At 62.2% G+C, this 17,493-nt stretch carries 17 protein-coding genes, 1 tRNA gene and 1 pseudogene; 9 read left to right on the forward strand and 10 right to left on the reverse strand.

Annotation, left to right across the window (positions count from 1 at the left end; all coding sequences use genetic code 11):
- Positions 1-1,128, forward strand: a pseudogene (locus tag NKH12_RS26505) (calcium-binding protein); the annotation flags it as partial.
- Positions 1,129-1,157: 29 nt separating this feature from the next.
- Here NKH12_RS26505 and NKH12_RS26510 read toward each other — a convergent pair.
- Positions 1,158-1,352 (reverse strand): hypothetical protein, encoded by a 195-nt coding sequence (locus NKH12_RS26510; protein ID WP_352955855.1) that lies wholly within the window; start codon positions 1,350-1,352, stop codon positions 1,158-1,160.
- A gap of 409 nt (positions 1,353-1,761) precedes the next feature.
- Complete coding sequence (locus tag NKH12_RS26515; protein WP_352955856.1) at positions 1,762-1,929, reverse strand: DUF3606 domain-containing protein; 168 nt, start codon at positions 1,927-1,929, stop codon at positions 1,762-1,764.
- A gap of 298 nt (positions 1,930-2,227) precedes the next feature.
- On the opposite strand from NKH12_RS26515, the gene NKH12_RS26520 reads away from it, so the two are divergent.
- Positions 2,228-2,437, forward strand: coding sequence for a hypothetical protein (locus NKH12_RS26520; RefSeq protein WP_352955857.1), 210 nt, complete (start codon positions 2,228-2,230; stop codon positions 2,435-2,437).
- Between the two features lie 1,501 nt (positions 2,438-3,938).
- On the opposite strand, the gene NKH12_RS26530 is transcribed toward NKH12_RS26520, so the two are convergent.
- Complete coding sequence (locus NKH12_RS26530; protein WP_352955859.1) at positions 3,939-4,163, reverse strand: hypothetical protein; 225 nt, start codon at positions 4,161-4,163, stop codon at positions 3,939-3,941.
- Positions 4,164-4,407: 244 nt separating this feature from the next.
- Entirely contained in the window at positions 4,408-4,668 is a 261-nt protein-coding gene (locus NKH12_RS26535; RefSeq protein WP_352955860.1) for a hypothetical protein, read from the reverse strand.
- Between the two features lie 28 nt (positions 4,669-4,696).
- Between NKH12_RS26535 and NKH12_RS26540 the strand changes: the two genes are divergently transcribed.
- Both NKH12_RS26540 and NKH12_RS26545 read left to right on the forward strand, forming a co-directional pair.
- Positions 4,697-4,990: a hypothetical protein gene (locus NKH12_RS26540; protein ID WP_352955861.1), complete on the forward strand. Its 294-nt coding sequence runs from the start codon at positions 4,697-4,699 to the stop codon at positions 4,988-4,990.
- Positions 4,991-5,176: 186 nt separating this feature from the next.
- Entirely contained in the window at positions 5,177-5,428 is a 252-nt protein-coding gene (locus tag NKH12_RS26545) for a hypothetical protein (protein ID WP_287247135.1), read from the forward strand.
- A gap of 22 nt (positions 5,429-5,450) precedes the next feature.
- On the opposite strand, the gene NKH12_RS26550 is transcribed toward NKH12_RS26545, so the two are convergent.
- The 4 genes from NKH12_RS26550 to phaC form a co-directional block, all read right to left on the reverse strand.
- The gene (locus NKH12_RS26550; protein WP_352955862.1) at positions 5,451-5,639 is read right to left on the reverse strand and encodes a hypothetical protein; all 189 of its coding nucleotides are present in this window, start codon (positions 5,637-5,639) and stop codon (positions 5,451-5,453) included.
- Between the two features lie 303 nt (positions 5,640-5,942).
- A tRNA-Glu gene (locus NKH12_RS26555) sits at positions 5,943-6,017 on the reverse strand.
- A 190-nt stretch (positions 6,018-6,207) separates the two neighbouring features.
- The gene (locus NKH12_RS26560) at positions 6,208-7,464 is read right to left on the reverse strand and encodes a YcbK family protein (protein WP_352955864.1); all 1,257 of its coding nucleotides are present in this window, start codon (positions 7,462-7,464) and stop codon (positions 6,208-6,210) included.
- A 215-nt stretch (positions 7,465-7,679) separates the two neighbouring features.
- On the reverse strand, positions 7,680-9,515 hold the full coding sequence (gene phaC / locus NKH12_RS26565; protein ID WP_352955865.1) for a class I poly(R)-hydroxyalkanoic acid synthase: 1,836 nt from the start codon (positions 9,513-9,515) through the stop codon (positions 7,680-7,682).
- Positions 9,516-9,612: 97 nt separating this feature from the next.
- On the opposite strand from phaC, the gene NKH12_RS26570 reads away from it, so the two are divergent.
- The 5 genes from NKH12_RS26570 to recJ all read left to right on the forward strand — a co-directional run bounded on the left by NKH12_RS26570 (position 9,613) and on the right by recJ (position 15,812).
- Positions 9,613-10,005 carry a hypothetical protein gene (locus NKH12_RS26570; RefSeq protein ID WP_352955866.1) on the forward strand — a complete coding sequence of 131 codons (393 nt, stop codon included), beginning with the start codon at positions 9,613-9,615 and terminating at the stop codon, positions 10,003-10,005.
- Between the two features lie 36 nt (positions 10,006-10,041).
- Positions 10,042-11,259: an LL-diaminopimelate aminotransferase gene (locus NKH12_RS26575; RefSeq protein ID WP_352955867.1), complete on the forward strand. Its 1,218-nt coding sequence runs from the start codon at positions 10,042-10,044 to the stop codon at positions 11,257-11,259.
- 268 nt (positions 11,260-11,527) lie between these two features.
- The gene (locus tag NKH12_RS26580; protein ID WP_352955868.1) at positions 11,528-12,841 is read left to right on the forward strand and encodes a homoserine dehydrogenase; all 1,314 of its coding nucleotides are present in this window, start codon (positions 11,528-11,530) and stop codon (positions 12,839-12,841) included.
- 141 nt (positions 12,842-12,982) lie between these two features.
- Positions 12,983-13,966 (forward strand): class II fructose-bisphosphatase, encoded by a 984-nt coding sequence (glpX, locus tag NKH12_RS26585; RefSeq protein ID WP_352955869.1) that lies wholly within the window; start codon positions 12,983-12,985, stop codon positions 13,964-13,966.
- A gap of 61 nt (positions 13,967-14,027) precedes the next feature.
- Positions 14,028-15,812, forward strand: a complete 1,785-nt coding sequence (gene recJ, locus NKH12_RS26590; protein ID WP_352955870.1) for a single-stranded-DNA-specific exonuclease RecJ — start codon at positions 14,028-14,030, stop codon at positions 15,810-15,812.
- Between the two features lie 37 nt (positions 15,813-15,849).
- Here the strand turns inward: recJ and NKH12_RS26595 are convergent, their stop codons facing one another.
- Positions 15,850-16,809, reverse strand: a complete 960-nt coding sequence (locus NKH12_RS26595; RefSeq protein WP_352955871.1) for a patatin family protein — start codon at positions 16,807-16,809, stop codon at positions 15,850-15,852.
- Positions 16,810-16,893: 84 nt separating this feature from the next.
- Positions 16,894-17,364, reverse strand: a complete 471-nt coding sequence (gene hisI, locus NKH12_RS26600; protein ID WP_352955872.1) for a phosphoribosyl-AMP cyclohydrolase — start codon at positions 17,362-17,364, stop codon at positions 16,894-16,896.
- Positions 17,365-17,493 lie beyond the last annotated feature (129 nt).

The raw sequence follows: 17,493 nt of genomic DNA on the forward strand, positions 1-17,493 counted from the left end.
TACGACATGATCGACAGAACCGTGGCTGCTGCGGTGGAGTCGGGCATCCCGACCAGCCAGATCGTTCCGATCCATCAGACCTTTGGCGGCGGCAATTGGACGACCAACACGGGCGGCAAATACGTCATGCCGACGGCGGATCAGCTGCAGACGATGATGGACCGATGGGACGCACTGGTTCCGTCGCCCGAATTCGACTTTGCCTATGCCTGGGGTTCGCAGGAAGGCGACGTCGCGCTTGAAAGCTCGCCGGAACTGCAGGCCGTCTTCCGGGAACACAATCTCAGCACCGCTGGGACCGCCGCTTCCGACGTCACGGATGACAGCTCTACCGTGACTGTCCCTGTCGACGCCATCAGCGACGACAGCGCTGCTGCGGCCGCCGCTTCCGACACCACCACCAGCGACGACAGCGCTACTGCGTCCTCCGCTTCCGACACCACCACCAGCGACGACAGCGTTACTGCGACCGCCGCTTCCGACACCACCATCAGCGACGACAGCGCTACGGCGGCCGCCGCTTCCGACGCCACCACCAGCGATGGCAGTTCCACTGAGGCCGCCGCTTCCCGCCCCACGACCAGCAATGGCGGTGTTCATGCTGTCCGTGGTGTCGATGCGACCCATGCAGCCGCCGGCGCAGACTGGGCGGCGGACCACGACGACACCTCCCATGTCGACAATGCCGGCGAAAAGGCAGGCAGCAGTGTCGATCGGGTGCTGGCCGCCCTTTCTGGCGGCTCGGAGTCTCTCGCCGGTTCACACGACAAGGCGGCCGGCAACGGGTTCGCCCACACCGTCGAGGACAATGAAAATGTCGGCGCCAATGCCAGCAAGGGCGGCGGCGCCGAGATCATGTCCGGCCGCGGAGGTCACGACGGCTTCGACTTCAGCTGGCTCCAGGAAAAGCTGCAGGACAAGCCTCAGTTCGACCAGGCCTTCTTTGACGGGCTCAAGTCGGGAGGGCTTTCCGACGCCCCGTCTGCTGGTACGGCTGCGCATGATCGTTCCGACCATGTCAGTTACGACAGCTCAACCGGGTCGCTCTCCGTGGACAGCGACGGAACGGGAGACGCAGCTCAAACGCAGCTCGCCAGCCATTTCCCATGGCAGCATCATTCGCTGTGACCTGAAGGAGCTACGGGCGGGAAACTAGATCAGGCCCGGCCTTTGTTCACCTCGAAGAACATTGGCCGGGCCGTTCCCGTGCCGGCCATCAATCGTCTTTCTGGAAATCCCGCGGCGAAATACAGATCATACTGGCGTCGCGGGATCGCGGAAAAGTCCGACAGGGCCGTCTGATCGAGGACGAAGGCTTCGCGGTAGATTATTGTGTTCCGTCCGACCGGCACTTTGGCTGTCCCACCGCGAGCGCAAACCTCGCCTACCAAGTTGGCGCATTTACGCTCGATGTGCCGAGCAAAGACGGCGCGCTCTCCACCGTTGCGGGCAAGGACATCGTCGTCTGGAAAAAGGGCGACGACGGGACATGGCGCCTGCACCGGGATATCTGGAATTTAGGTGCGGCCCAATAGGGATTGACATCCAGGCCTCTCATGGACCGCCTTGGCGACGACTACGGCTGCGTGCACTGGGATCTGATACTCTATTGCCATGCCAGTTGAAATCTCTGGTACGCCCGAGGGGAACCGAACCCCTGTTACCGCCGTGAAAGGGCGTCTAAAGCTGCCAGTCAGGAAGCAAACCCGATCGGGCCCGCGCTCTCCGCCAGACCGGTGGCTTCGTTGTTCGTCCGGTATCTCACTTCTGCTCTCGCAGCGCCCTCGCGGCTTTTGTCAGGGCTGACCGATCATTGCCGTTCTTTTTGATCAGCTTGCTGACCTGGGTCGGCGAGATTCCATTCTCTCGCGCGAAATGTTCTATCTCGTAGTACTCGTCGACCGACAAACGATTCTGGTGGTCTTCCATTTCCGTATTCCTACCCGGGTTCAAGCGAACGGCACGTTGAAAGGACCATAGCAACGACTGCGCGCCGCCGCGGTTCCGAGTGGCGATACGTCTTTGCCTGTTTTGCGAACAGATTAGACTTAGGTCCGGTGGAGGATCGGACCGAATCCCCTCATGGGGCCGGCTTCGCCGTGCACAGTCAGAGGAGCCACGCCGATTTTGATAGCGAGCCCTAATCCAAGCCAGGTGCGACGGGCTTTTTTGCTTTGAGCAAGTTGCGAAGTCGGATTAGCTCCGCAAGTTCATCTGGGAGGGACACATGCCGATTTATCGGAGAGCTAGAGAGGCTGGCATCTTTAATCCGTCCGACGTCGCCTTGCTGGGTCGCGTGTTCGACCGGCTCAAGATCGAGGGGCAATCCGAACAGCGGCACGAAGCGCTGGCATCCCGAATCCTTGCAAACTGCTCGGCTGGCATTACGGCCGAGGAAGAACTCTTCTCGACTTCCAAGCTGCCGCTGGGGCGCTAGCGTCCGGGCACCGGTTCAGCCTTTCGACGGTCTCAATGATTGCCTTCGCGAGTGCTTCGCCCTTGTGGATAGGCTCGGGGCCGTAGAGCAACAGGACAGCTTCTTCGCTCGGCAGCACACCGGCTGGACAGGTCTGTTCAATAGCCATGCGAACCATTTTGAGGCGGCCCAGGCGTTGCAGATGTTATCTTGGCCGTTCATGCTTCCTCGCTGAGATCGACTGTCTCAGCGTCAAACCGTGAAGGCGAGGCCCTGACTCCATCAAAGTTTAACGACTGGGAAAGCGCACTGGAAAGCACGTGCGGTAAGAGTTGATTCAACCATTGCTGGTATTCTAGAGGAGTGTGGAAGCGGCTCCGACAGTGAGGCGGGGTGCTGAATTGCCGGAGCCGCCTGCGCAGCCCTTGGGGTTAACCGCGCTGTCCCAGAATAGGACAGCGCGGTCAACGTTTCGTTAAAATCGGAACTAATTAAGCGCATGTTAAGTGAGTCGCGGTTTTGCGAGTCAATGCATGCGTTTGAAGTTTGTCCCGCCGATGATGCCCACCTTGGTAGCAAAGCCGCCCCAAGGCGATGACTGGATGCATGAAGCCAAATTCGACGGCTACCGTTCCCAGATCATCATCGACGCCGGCGGTGCGCGGATTTTCACCCGCCGCGGTCTCGACTGGACCTCGAAGCGGCCGGCGACACAATGGGTTAAGCCGGGGGTTGATCGGCCGCGTGAAGCACCTACGCGGCGAGGATTTGCGGCATGCTTCGCTGCAGGATTTCCGAGAAGAATAAGGGAACTGAGGGCTATATGCGAAGAATTGGGATGGGCATCATGTGCGTTGGCTTGCTGCTCCTCGCAACGGCCTTCTATTTAGGCGCCGGTCCGTCCCGCGAAGGCCGGCTCTATCTCGGCGCTATTTTGGGCGCTGCAACCTTCATTTCTGGTGCATGGATGTACATAGCCGGCCGAAATGGTTGGCTTTAGGTAACAGACCCGCTCGCGTCCACACAGGTCTCAGGAATATAATCCTCTCCGTTGCGGCGAGCCCCTTCAACGGAGATCGCCAATGCCCCAAAGGACCCTCGCCGACACTCTGGCCGCCCGCGAAACCATCTATGTCAATTGTGCGCACCCGATGTGCTGCAAATCGACAAAGCTGGATATCCAGGCGCTGATTGACAGGCTCGGCCGTGACCACGACTCGATGCATGACGACCTGGCCGGGCTCTTGTCTGCTCAAATTGCAAGGCTGCCGGCCGTGACCGCCGGCAGGCGTTCTTCACATGCATTCCACACTACGAAGGTCAGCAGCGGGCGCGCAATCGCGATTGCAAGCCAACTTTCGAACGAGGGCTGAAAGTGGCCGGCGCCGCTTGGGCGGGGCGTTGGGGTAGGTTGCGCGTAGGGCGCCGGCCGGGCGGATTGGGGTCCGCCGTTGGAAAGTACCGAACTTGGCGCTTTGGGTAATTCCGTGATCGCGGAATGTGAGGAGACGGTCGACGGCGCTCAGTCCTTTGCACCATCACCGTCTTGCACAGAGCCATCGTTTTCATCTGCCGGGCTTTCTAACCCGGCCAGTTGCCGGTCGGCCATTTCTTTAGCGAGGCCCACCAGGGCATCGACCTCTTGCATCTGGTCCACATGGCCGCCACTAGCGACGCGTTTCCGGATCCTCTTCAGTTGGTCAGAGGTCAGTCGCAATATTCCGGCGATGGACGGCTTCTTGGCCACGCCTGCATCTCCTGCATCCCAACCCTCGAGACGAGCAAGCGTTCCCGAAACTTCTTGCGGTAAAAAAGTACGTCGGCGGCAATTCCGCTGTGTAGAAGCCAAAGTGCCCCGCGATGGGTCAATATGTCTGGTATCGCAATTGCATGGTCAGCAATGCCGGGTACCCCAATGCACGGCACTCATGGGGGTCCCGTCGCTTCGCAAATGTAGCGGCGGGTCTTCTACATCCCGGTCGAGTCCCAGCCTACAGGCTGCCGTCTGTTTCGCTTTCCTCGTCGATCGTTCGGACTGGCAGATAAGCGTTGGTTTCCAGCCATTCGCGCAGCACGATTTGAATGAGATCCGCCCGGCCAATTTTCAGCCGCGATGGAGTTGAGAGCGTCCTCGGTTGCGGGCTCCAGCGGCACGCCGTCAGTTCGCACGGGGCGGGCGGTTTGCTCCAGTCCGGAATTCCGATTTGGAGGCCGCCATTGCACAGCTGCCCTGCGACATGCGAGTTTGTCAACCAAATGGCTCATCATGGGAGTCTCGTCATGTCCATTCGCCGGATTGCGTTGACGTCGGCAGCGGTCACGCTTGCCTTCACAACCCTCGCCCAGGCCAGGCCGGACACCCGCGCCATGACCTGCCAACAGACGCAGGCGCTAATCCAGAGCCATGGCTCGGCGGTGCTGACCACCGGCCCGAACACCTATGCCCTCTACGTCCGCCAGTACAGCAATGCGTGCGACTGGTCGGAAATCCCAGCGGTAGGGTTTGTGCCGACGCGCGATGGCCAGTGCTTGGTTCATCGATGCAGAGAGCCGCTCTACACTCCTCCCGGCTGACGGTGACCAGCATAGCCATTCTGCTGCGCCTTTCGGCAGGAAGCCCTTAGCCTCAAGGTGGTCCACTGTGAGTTTCTCGACATAGGCAGCGACCATGCACCTGTCTGCCTTTGGGTCCTTGGAACGGAGTCGCATCATCGGCGTTACCGGCCAACCAAACGCTGCCAACGATATGGAGGAACGCGCGTGATCGAGTTGACCGAGACGGAAAAGCGCTTTCTCAAGCGCGTTGACACCATCACTCACGTTCCCTGGTCGAACAAAGTCACAGCCGCAGATGCCAAAGGCAAGCCAATGCGTATCGCAAGAGCAACGTTTGCCCGATTAAGAGACGACGGCATCATCATCCGATCTACTAGCGACCTGACCTCGAACACCTACGTCATTAATCCTGCACCCGTGACGCCACAAGTCGAGGAAGTGCAGGAAGCGTCCTGATCGGGCGGGCACGGGCGGCGCGTCAATCCTTCTTCAGCCTCACGCCGGCGTCGCCGCCATTCTCCGGGATGAACTCGACGCCGGCTGCTTCGAGCGCTCGTTGAAGTTTAACAAGCGTGTCTGGATCGCTCCCGGACTTGCCGGTCTCAAAATTGGTGATTGTCTTGCGGTGAACGAAGGACCGGCAGAGCGCCACTGACCGAGTGGACAAATTGTCCAGACGGCCCCGCTGCCTCACGGTGGCGGGCTCGTTAGCTTGATGGCCTGTTGCTGCTTGCGCAAGGCAAGATCAAGGCAGAGCGCGAGAAGCACCATGCGAAACGAGGGTGGCGGGAGCGGTGGCGCATCTTTCGTGTACCGAAATTTTCGGTTGTGATCCCAGTCTGTCATTTTCGCCCCTCCGTTGCTGACGAGAGGGAGTGTGACAGGAATCGGCTGGCTCGACAAAGCCAGGAGGAAATTGGCCAAATATTGGACAGGGGAGCGGGATTTTCAGCTAAGTGCTTGAAATCTCTGGTACGCCCAAGGGGAATCGAACCCCTGTTACCGCCGTGAAAGGGCGGTGTCCTGACCGCTAGACGATGGGCGCGCTCAGATGTGAGCGCTTATAGTTGCGTTGCACCAAACCGGCAACCCGTCTGCCGCCGCCTGCGACAACTTTTTTCAGTGGCCGCAAAACCGCGCATTTTCGGCGATTTAGCCCGGTTCTACGCGCCATCGCATGCCGTCCTGAGACGGCACACTGCGGACTTTGTGTAAACGAGAGGAAGAACCAGCCGTTACCGCCGCCGGCGGCAGCGCCAGTTCCAGTCGCGCTCGGGGCCGACGTCGATGTGAACGGATTCGGTATGGCAGTAGGTGCCGACGCCGCCGCGCCCGGGCATGCTGCGGATGTAGCTTGCCAGTTGCGCTTTCGAGACGCCTGGAACCTGGATGTCGGCGGCGGCGCAGTACATGTGCAGCGAATTCTTGGCGCCGTTAGCGCGGCGGTTGCGGGCCGGGTCACGATAGCCGGAGGTGACGATCATCTTCTTGCCGTAGTGGCCCTCGATCGTCTTCAGCACGCGGACCAGCGAAGGTTTCAGGCAGGCAACGTCGACATTCTCGGTCTGCTTCAAAAGACCGTTGGGCGCCAGCCGGGCAAGCCCGGCGGCGGATGCCATCTGATAGGCGCCGCCTTCATCCTCGTTCAGATCGACGTCGCTGTCGTCGTCGAGACCGGATTTGCGCTTGATCTCGAAGAGTGCGGTCTTGCGTACGCCAGGCAGCGCGTCATCGGTGAAATGGCTGGTATCGCCGATCGAAGCCAGTTGCACCGGCTTTTCAGCCGCTTTGGCCGAGGCCAAAGTGATGGTCGGTTTTGCCGCTTCCGCCTTGGGCTGAGCGGTCGCCGGTTGCTCGCCCGACCTGTTGTTGGCCTGCGGAGCAGGTGACGCCGACGCGGGCGTGGCGCTGAACAGAGAGGCGAGGAACCCCTTCTTCTTCGGCGCATAGGCCTGCGGTTGCGGCTCTCCGGCGGTCACATAGACCGGATTGTTCATCGCCGGCGCGGAGGCCTCGGCCTTGGACTTCGGCGCGGCCGTGCCGGCATCGGCTGCTTCTGTCTTCTGCGTAGCAGCGTCGGCCTGCTCAACCGTTTGCGCGGACTGTTCCTGTGGCTGCGGCGTCTGGTCCGCAGTCGCCTCGGCTGCAGCAGGCGCCGCCACGGGGAAGCCGGCATCGGACTTGGCTCCGGCCTGGGTTCCCGGCTTGGCCACTGGCACATAAGCGACCTGCTCGGGAAGGCTTGCATCGCCCTTGGCGGTCATCGTCATTTGTGAAGTCGTGATCTGCGACGACGAATCAGCGGCGACCTGTTGGTTGCCAGAGGCCGTGCTGATATCCGTAGCAGAGGCGTTATAACCGGGCATGCCGACCGACAGGGACGGGTCGCCGCCGGCCGAGGTGCAGGACGCCAGGAGCACGGAGAAAAGCGCGGCCGCAATGGCGCGGCTTTCTCCCTTCGCGAGGCGCGATCCTGCTGATTTCAAAACCAAATTCCCCCTCGAGGTCCGGCCGGTAAATCATTGGCGCGACGTCGCAACGTCTCGCCGAAATAATTCCTTGTCCCCGAACGGAAACGAGACCTGTGTCAAATCCGCAAGCCCCAGAGTATTTCGACGGCTAGAGAGGAATCGGGGCTAGTTAAGGGTTGACGACACCATTTCCTCCTCTTTTGGCGGCGCGTCAACTCACCACACATTACAGAAGGTTACACACGCACCTTGACATAGGTGCCTGGCGCGTCGCCCAGGGTTTTCATGTGCTTGCCGGGTTTGCGGGCCGGCACGCGGGTGTTGTCCTTGGCCTCGATCCAGCGTTGCCAGTGCGGCCACCAGGAGCCGGGGTGGTTGGTGGCCTCGGCGATCCACTGGTCGAAGTCGCCCGCCGGCTTGCCGCCGGTCCAGTAGTGATACTTCTGCGCCGCCGGCGGATTGACGACGCCGGCGATGTGGCCGGAGCCGGCCATGACGTAGTCAACCTCGCCGCCGAAATACTTGGAGCCGAGGAAAACCGAAAGCGCCGGCGCGATATGGTCTTCCTTCGAGGCGAGGTTGTAGACCGGGATGGTGATATCCTTCAGCGATACCACGCGGCCCGCCAGCTCCATCATGCCTTGCGAAAGTCTGTTCTCGAGATAGCAATTGCGCAGGTAGAAGGAATGATTGGCCGCGCCCATGCGGGTCGAATCGGCATTCCAGTAGAGCAGGTCGAAGGGCAGGGGATCCTTGCCGCGCATGTAGTTGTTGACGACATAGGGCCAGATCAGGTCGCCCGAGCGCAGCATGTTGAAGGCGGTCGCCATCTTGGTGCCGTCGAGATAGCCTTTCTCGTTCATCGTCTTTTCGACGGCCGCGACCTGCTCCTCGTCGACGAACACTTTCAGGTCGCCGGCATAGGTGAAATCGACCTGCGTGGTGAAGAAGGTGGCCGATTTGATGCGGTGGTCGCCTTCCTGCGCCATCAGCGCCAGGGCCGCCGCCAGAAGCGTGCCGCCGACGCAATAGCCGACGGCGTTGACGTCCTTTTCACCGGTGGCTTTTTCGATCGTGTCCAGGCCGTATTGCAGGCCCTCCCTGATATAGGCCTCCCAGCTCTTGGTGCCGTGGCGCTCGTCCGGGTTGATCCAGGAGATGACGAAGACCGTGTGACCCTGCTCGACCGCCCAGCGGATGAAGGATTTTTGCGGGTTGAGATCGAGAATGTAAAATTTGTTGATCCATGGCGGGCAGATCAGCAGCGGCCGCTTGAGCACGGTCTCGGTCGCCGGATCGTATTGCAAGATCTCGGCGACATCGCTGCGGCCCACCACTTTGCCGGGTGTCGTGGCCAGGTTCTTGCCGATCTCGAAGGACGAGTAATCTGCCTGCCTCAGTTTCAGGTCGCCCTTGCCGGCGGCGATGTCCTCGGCCAGCATCTTCATGCCGCGCACAAGGTTTTCGCCGTTCGAAGCGATGGTCTCGCGAAACAGCTCCGGGTTGGTCAGGATGAAATTCGACGGCGAGATGGCGTTGGACACCTGCTTGACGTAGAAGCTGGCCTTGTGGCGGGTGTGCTCGTCCAGGCCATCGGCGTGCTCGACCAGTTCGCCCGCCCAGCGCGAGGTGACGAGATAGGCCTGCTTGAGGAAATCGAAGAAAGCGTTGCGGCCCCATTCCGGGTCCTGGAAACGCTTGTCGCCGGGCTCGGGCTTGACCGCGTCGTCGGCATCCTCGCCGCCGGCACTGAGACGCTGGATCGAGTTGGCCCAGACGGTCATGTAGCCGGAGAACAGCCGCGTCTGCGCCTCCAGCGCGCGCTGCGGATCGGAAAGCCAGTATTCGCTAAGCTTGGAGAAGGTTTTCACCATGTCGACGACCGGCTCGGCGACATGATCGCGCACCTCGCCTTTTTCCCGCGGCTCAGCCCACGCGGAGGCCGCCTTGCCGGCCTGCTCGATCATGCGCGCCATGTTCAAGGCGAAGCGTTCCGGGTTCTTCACCAGATATTGCTCGACCGTCGAAGGCTGGTCATCTTCCGCTTTGCCCGAATCGGGTGTTTTGGACATGGTTCGCGGGGTTCCTCCCGAAGCGTTTTCTTGACATATTATCATGAGACATCCGACAGGGTCCAACGCGCTCTACCTCGGCTGCCAGGGAAACAATATGACGATTAATATTGGCGACACTGTTTTTTCTGGCACTGGTCGTATTTGCCGCATGGGTGCGGCGGTCATCTTGCTGGCGATATCAGGCTGTTCGAGCACCAACATCGAGGGCGCCACGCCTGTCGCGTCTACCGACGGGCCGAAGAACACCGGGACCTATCCGAACCTGAATATCCCGCCGCAGGCGGCGGCGGAGCAATTCACCGAGGCGGAAAAGAACGCCAAGCTCGCCCAGTTGAAGGCGGCCGAGCAGGCGCAGGGGTCAAAAGGCGGCGCGGTCAAGGTCGCGAACCCGGCTGCGCTGAACACATTGGCAAAGAAGCACGGCACCGATGCGCTGAAGCAGATCGAAGCCAAATGCGATCCCGCCCTCGACCCTACCTGCAAATAGAGTTATATCGCGCCGAAAACCACCTCTGGAATTGACATGGAAGAATTTCACAAGGTCCGCCGGCTTCCGCCCTACGTCTTCGAGCAGGTCAACCGGCTGAAGGCCAGTGCCCGCTCGCGCGGCGCCGACATTATTGACCTTGGCATGGGCAATCCGGATCTGCCGACGCCCAAGGCCATCGTCGACAAATTGTGCGAGGTGGTGCGCGATCCGCGCACGCATCGCTATTCTTCTTCGCGCGGCATTCCGGGCCTGCGCCGTGCCCAGGCCAATTACTATGCCCGCCGTTTCGGCGTGAAACTCGACCCGGACACGCAAGTGGTGGCAACGCTGGGCTCGAAGGAAGGCTTCGCCAACATGGCGCAGGCGATCACCGCGCCCGGCGACGTGATCCTGTGCCCCAATCCGACCTATCCGATCCACGCTTTCGGCTTCATCATGTCGGGCGGCGTCATCCGCTCGTTGCAGGTGGAGCCGGACGACGGCTTCATTCCGGCGCTGGAGCGCGGCATCCGCCATTCGATCCCGAAGCCGCTGGCGTTGATCCTCAATTACCCGTCGAACCCGACGGCGCAGGTCGCCTCGCTTGATTTCTACAAGGAGGTGGTGGCCTTCGCCAAGAAGAACGACATCATCATCCTGTCGGACCTTGCCTATTCGGAAATTTATTTCGACGGCAATCCGCCGCCCTCGGTGCTGCAGGTGCCGGGCGCGATCGACGTGGCGGTCGAGTTCACCTCGATGTCGAAGACCTTTTCCATGCCCGGCTGGCGCATGGGTTTTGCCGTCGGCAACGAGCGGCTGATCTCGGCGCTGACCAGGGTCAAATCCTATCTCGACTACGGCGCCTTCACGCCGATTCAGGTGGCGGCCGCGCACGCGCTCAACGGCGACGGTGCCGATATCGCCGAAGTGCGCGGCATCTATCATAAGCGCCGCGACGTCATGGTCGATGCCTTCAGCCGCGCCGGCTGGACTGTTCCCGCACCAGCGGCGTCGATGTTCGCCTGGGCGCCGATCCCGGAGCCGTTCAAGCATCTCGGTTCGCTCGAATTCTCCAAGCTTCTGATCGAGCACGCCGACGTGGCGGTGGCGCCGGGCGTCGGCTTCGGCGAGCATGGCGACGATCATGTGCGCATCGCGCTGGTCGAGAACGAGCACCGGATCCGGCAGGCGGCGCGCAACATCAAGCGCTTCCTGGCGTCCAGCGCCAAACAGCCCAACAATGTGGTGCCGCTCGCCGCGCATCGTTGAGCGGTTGAACAACAGCCGATGACCAAGCCAGCCAGCATGAACATTCAGGCTATCGTTCATGTCAGACTGATTAATGAGTCGGTTTTGGTTTGGCGACCGGCGCAAGCAAGGCAAATTGATCAGACCACGTACCTCATCTTGGACCAGCCGATACCAGCCGATGAAGTGTGGGAGTTTGAACCGGGGACTATAGTGACCGCGACCCAAAGGCCCGACGGCTATCTGGTTGCGGTCGAAATCAATTCTAGCTGGCGGGCAGACTCTCCAAATGACTGAAGCGTTGCGTGTTGGAATCGCCGGTCTCGGCACAGTCGGCGCGTCGGTGGCGCGCGTGCTGCGCGACAAGGCGGCGGAACTGACGCGGCAATGCGGCCGCGAGGTCGTCGTGTCAGCCGTTTCGGCCCGCGATCGCAAACGCGACCGCGGCGTCGATCTCAGCGCAGTCAGGTGGTTCGACGATCCGGTCGCAATGGCGCAGACCGCGGAGATCGACGTCTTCGTCGAGCTGATCGGCGGCGACGAGGGGCCGCCGAGATCATCCGTGAAAGCAGCGCTTGAAACCGGCCGCCACGTCGTCACCGCCAACAAGGCGCTGCTCGCCAAGCATGGCGTGGCGCTGGCCGAGATCGCCGAGAAGAAGGGCGTGCTGCTCAACTACGAGGCGGCGGTGGCGGGCGGCATTCCGGTCATCAAGACGATGCGTGAGGCGATGGCCGGCAATTCGGTGACCCGTGTCTTCGGAATCCTCAACGGTACCTGCAACTATATCCTGACCCGCATGGAAGCCGAGGGCCTGTCGTTCGACGCCTGCCTGAAAGACGCGCAGCGGCTGGGCTATGCCGAGGCCGACCCGACCTTCGACATCGAGGGCCACGACACCGCGCATAAGCTGTCGATCCTGACCAGTCTTGCCTTCGGCACGCGGATTGCGGCCAACGACATCTACATGGAAGGGATTTCCAACATCAGCCAGGCCGACATCCGCGCGGCCGGCGATCTCGGATACCGGATAAAGCTGCTCGGCGTCGCCCAACGCACGGAAAGCGGGATCGAACAGCGCGTGCACCCGACCATGGTGCCGACGGCCTCGGTCATCGCGCAGGTGCACGGCGTCACCAATGCGGTGGCCATCGAGACCGATATCCTTGGCGAGCTTTTGCTCTCCGGTCCCGGTGCCGGCGGTAACGCCACCGCATCGGCAGTGGTCGGCGACATTGCCGACATCGCCAAGAGCCGGCCGGGTTTCCAGCACGGTCCGGTCTTCGGCCTGCCGGCGAAGGAATTGCGACCTTACAAGAAGGCGCAGATGCGCAGCCATGCCGGCGGCTATTTCATCCGCCTGACCGTGCATGACCGCATCGGCGTCTTTGCCGCCATCGCCAAGCGCATGGCCGACAACGACATTTCGCTGGAATCGATCGTGCAGCACGCCGCCGGGCCGGATACCGCCTTGCAGAAAACGGTGATCCTCGTCACCCACGAGACGACGGAAGCGGCGGTCCGCAAGGCCGTCGACGGCATCACCAAGGACGACCATCTGACCGACAAGCCGCAGGTCATCCGCATCGAGAGGGCGGAATAGGCATTTCTCTATTTCCTTCAATCGATTGATATCGTTGTGTTTTCAAAAAAGGCCCGCCCAGGTCTTGCTGTTGTCATGGAGCTTTGACACAACCGGCGCGCCTCTGGCGGGAGGCAATGTGCCAACGAGGATTGTCCACCGATGAACGTTGCCCAGAACATCGTCGCCGGCCTTGACCGGATACTCACCATGGAACTGGTGCGTGTCACTGAACGCGCCGCAGTTGCGGCGGCCAGATTGCGCGGACGCGGCGACGAAAAGGCCGCCGACCAGGTCGCAGTCGACGCCATGCGCGAGGAGCTCAACCGCCTCGCCATCAACGGCACGGTGGTGATCGGCGAGGGCGAGCGCGACGAGGCGCCGATGCTCTATATCGGCGAAGAGGTCGGCTCCGGCAAAGGCCCTGCAGTCGATATCGCGCTCGATCCGCTCGAAGGCACGACGATCTGCGCCAAGAACCTGCCCAATGCGCTGGCGGTCATCGCCATTGCGGAAAAGGGCAGCCTCCTGTTCGCGCCTGACGTTTATATGGACAAGATCGCCGTCGGCCCGGGCTATGCGGACGGCGTCATCGACATCGATGCCTCTCCGGCCGAAAACATCGCCAGCCTGGCCAGGGCCAAAGGCGTGGCGGTGCCGGAGATCACCGCCTGCATCCTCGACCGGCCGCGCCATGGCAGCCTGATCGAGGCCGTGCGCGCCACGGGCGCTGCGATCCGGCTGATTGGCGATGGTGACGTCGCCGGCGTCATCCACACCACCGATCCGGACGAAACCGGCATCGACATCTATCTTGGCACCGGCGGCGCGCCGGAGGGTGTGCTGGCGGCGGCAGCGTTGCGCTGCACCGGCGGCCAGATGCAGGGAAGGCTGATCCTCGACACGCCGCAAAAGGTGGCGCGCGCGGCGCAGATGGGCATCTTGGACCCGAAGCGGGTTTACCGCACGCAAGACATGGCGCGCGGTGACGTGCTGTTTGCCGCAACCGGCGTGACCGACGGCAACATGCTGGCCGGCGTCAAGTTCGGGCGCGATTCCATCACCACGCATACGATCGTGCTGCGCTCGTCGTCGCGCACCGTTCGCGAGATCAAGGCAAAGCACCAGGATCTGGAAAAGTTTTGATTCCCGACTCGGCTAGCCGTCGCATATTGTGAGAAATGACAATCCGCAGACGGCGCGTCGCATGACGGGCGAAAACCGTATCTTCCTCGATGTCAGGCAGTCGGCATCAGGTGTTTCCTGGGAACACCGGCTGACCGAGCGGCAGGACATGACTGCGCTTGCCATAGCGCAAGGCTTTGGCGTGCCGGACATCGTCGCGCGCGTGCTTGCCGGGCGCGGCGTGACCGCCGAGCAGACCGAGCGGTTCCTTGATCCGACCATCCGCGATCTTTTGCCGGACCCGGCTTCGCTGACCGACATGGACAAGGCCGCCGCCCGCATCGCTGAAGCGATCGTGACTGGAGAAAGAGTGGCGATCTTCGGTGACTACGACGTCGACGGCGCGGCCTCATCGGCGCTGCTCAAGCGGTTTCTCACGCATTTCTCCGTGCCAGCGGAGATCTACATACCGGACCGTATCTTCGAGGGGTACGGACCCAATCCGGAAGCCATGCGCGAACTTGTCTCGCGTGGCGCGACGCTGATCGTCACCGTCGACTGCGGCACCAACAGCGCCGTCTCCATTGACGCGGCGAACGCTGCCGGCGCCGATGTCGTGGTGCTCGATCATCACCAACTCGGCGGTCTGTTGCCGGCAGCGGTTGCGGTCGTCAATCCCAATCGCGAGGACGACCTTTCGGGGCAGGGCCATCTTTGTGCCGCCGGCGTCGTCTTCCTGGCTCTGGTGCAGACGGCGAAGATCCTGCGCGGCCGGTTGCCGGATGCCGCACCGCCGGACCTGCTCGGCCTGCTAGACCTTGTGGCGCTGGCGACCGTTTGCGACGTGGTGCCGCTGACCGGCGTCAACCGCGCCTTCGTGGTGAAGGGGTTGCAGATTGCGCGCCAGCAGAGGAACGAGGGGTTGGCCGCGTTGGCGCGGGTCTCGCGCATCGGCGAGCCGGTCAGCACCTTCCATCTGGCCTATCTGATCGGCCCGCGCATCAATGCCGGCGGGCGCATCGGCGATGCAGCGCTAGGCAGCCGCCTGCTCGCCACCGACGATCCCGTCGAGGCCCGCACCATCGCCGAGACGCTGGACCGGCTCAATCAGGAGCGGCAGCAGATGGAGCTGGAAATGCTGACTGCGGCACGCGTCGAGGCCGATGCCGAGCTTGGCGGCGGCAATGGACCGGCCATCGTCGTCACCGCCAGCTCCAACTGGCATCCGGGCATCGTCGGCCTGCTGGCTTCACGGCTCAAGGACCATGCGCGCCGGCCCGCTTTCGCCATCGCCTTCAACGCTAACGGCGTCGGCACGGGTTCAGGCCGTTCGGTGTCGGGCTTCGACCTTGGCCGGCTGGTGCGCGAGGCGGCCATTGCCGGGCTGATCGTCAAAGGTGGCGGCCATGGCATGGCGGCCGGCATCACGGTGGAGCGGGCGAAACTTGGCGCGCTCCGGGCCTTCTTCGAGGAACGTGCGGCTGCCGACGTGTTCCGGCTGCAGGGCGAGGAAAGCCTGGCGATCGACGGTGCGCTGGCCGCCGAGGGTGCGACGCTCGGCCTGCTCGATGCGCTAGAGAAAGCCGGCCCGTTCGGCGCCGGGCATGTCGCGCCGGTCTTCGCGCTGCCGCGCCATCGCCTTGCCGATGCAAGGCCGGTCGGCACCAATCACATCCGCGCCGAGTTGCAGTCGGAAAGCGGCGGCCGCATCCAGGCGATCGCCTTTCGCGCCGTCGATACGACGCTCGGCGAATTCCTGTTCAAGAACAGGGGCAAGCCCGTGCATGTCGCCGGTTCGCTGTCGGGCAATCACTGGAACGGCAACCGCACGGTGCAGTTCCGCATCGTCGATGCCGCAAGCGCCTGAGAGCCGGTTTTTCGCTTCTGCGCGAGCCTTCGATGATTTAAGCTAGAACCGTTTGCAGCCGGGTCAGTTCGCCGATCTGGGCCATCGTCGCCTGATAGCCGAGGCGGATCGCTTCGTCGGCGCGGTGGAATTCGGTCAGACCGATATGGCTGAGCTTCGGCTGCAGCGACATGTCGGGCGGATCGCCGGCAAGTCGCGCACGCGAAATGCGGTCCTGGATGATGTTGAAGGCTTCGATCATAACACCGGTGATGCCGAGCCGTGTTTGGTACTGGTGCCCTGCATCGATCTGGCCGGACCTGAGTGCATCCTTTTCGACGACCAGTTCGCCGGCGCTGTGCTTGATGACGGCGGCGCGGCCGAACAGATCGTAGTGAAGGTTCACCGCGACCACCAGCGGCTGCTCGTAGGCACGGCAGACCGAGACCGGCACCGGGTTGACCAGCGCGCCGTCGACCAGTACGCGTCCGTTGCAAGTGACCGGTTCGAACACGCCGGGCAGCGCATAAGAGGCGCGCATGGCGGTGGTCAGCGAGCCGCTCGACAACCAGATTTCATGACCAGTGTGGATTTCCGCAGCGACGCAAACGAACGGTTTCGAGAGATCCTCGAAGCGAAAGCCGGCCATGTGCTCGCGCAGCCGCGCGTCGAGCTTCATGCCGCCGAACAACCCGCTGCCGCGCAGATTGAGGTCAAGAAGGCCGAAAATGCGCCGTTTGGTCAGGCTTCTGGCAAATTCTTCCAGCTCGTCCAGCTTGCCGGCGAGATAACAGCCGCCAACCAGCGCGCCGATCGAGGTGCCGGCGATCATCGACACTTCGATGCCGGCTTCGTCGAGTGCGCGCAGCACGCCTATATGGCCCCAGCCGCGAGCGCAACCGCCCCCCAACGCCAGTGAAATGGCGGTTTTTTTGGGAGCTTCTGCACCTGCGGGTGAAGAGAGGCCGTTCGCCTCCCGAACGTCAGGTCTGTTGCGCAATGACGCCCACTCGAGCATCACAATCTCCCTTGTCCCGCGGCTAATGTATAGGCAGGCCGTATCGAAATGATGAATATATGTGATTGCAGTTCGGCGAATGGTTCAAATAGATGGTTCATGGGGCTTTCGATACGTTTCTTCCGCATCGAACAGCGGCCCGCTACCATCGCTGGCAAGCGTCCCCTTGCCATCGATCAGCCCCACCGTCCGATAAAAGCAGGAACGCCGGCCGGTGTGGCAGGTTGCGTCGTGGCCCATCACTTTGACGCGCAACCATATGGCGTCCTGGTCACAATCCGTGAGCATCTCGACGATTTTCTGGACATTTCCGGACGTTTCGCCCTTCTTCCACAGAGCACTGCGCGAGCGCGACCAGTAGTGGGCGATGCCGGTTTCCAGCGTCAGCGCCAGCGCTTCGGCGTTCATATGCGCGACCATCAGCAGCATGCCGTCGTCGGCATCGGTGACGACGACAGTGACGAGGCCGCTGACATCGAAGCGCGGCGAAAAGACCGTGCTTTCTTCCAGTGCTTTCTTGTCTGATGGAGCTTTCGGAAATTTCACTGCCGACATCGCCGGTCCTTGTTCAGAGCCTCGGGGCCGCCGGGCGGGGGGGGGTGGGGGGGGGGGGGGGGGGGGTGGTGGGGTGTTGTGGGGTTGGTGGTGGGAGGGGGGCCAGGGAGGGGTGAGGGGGGTCGGGGG

Source organism: Mesorhizobium sp. M1322, from assembly GCF_040318085.1.
Lineage (GTDB): Bacteria > Pseudomonadota > Alphaproteobacteria > Rhizobiales > Rhizobiaceae > Mesorhizobium.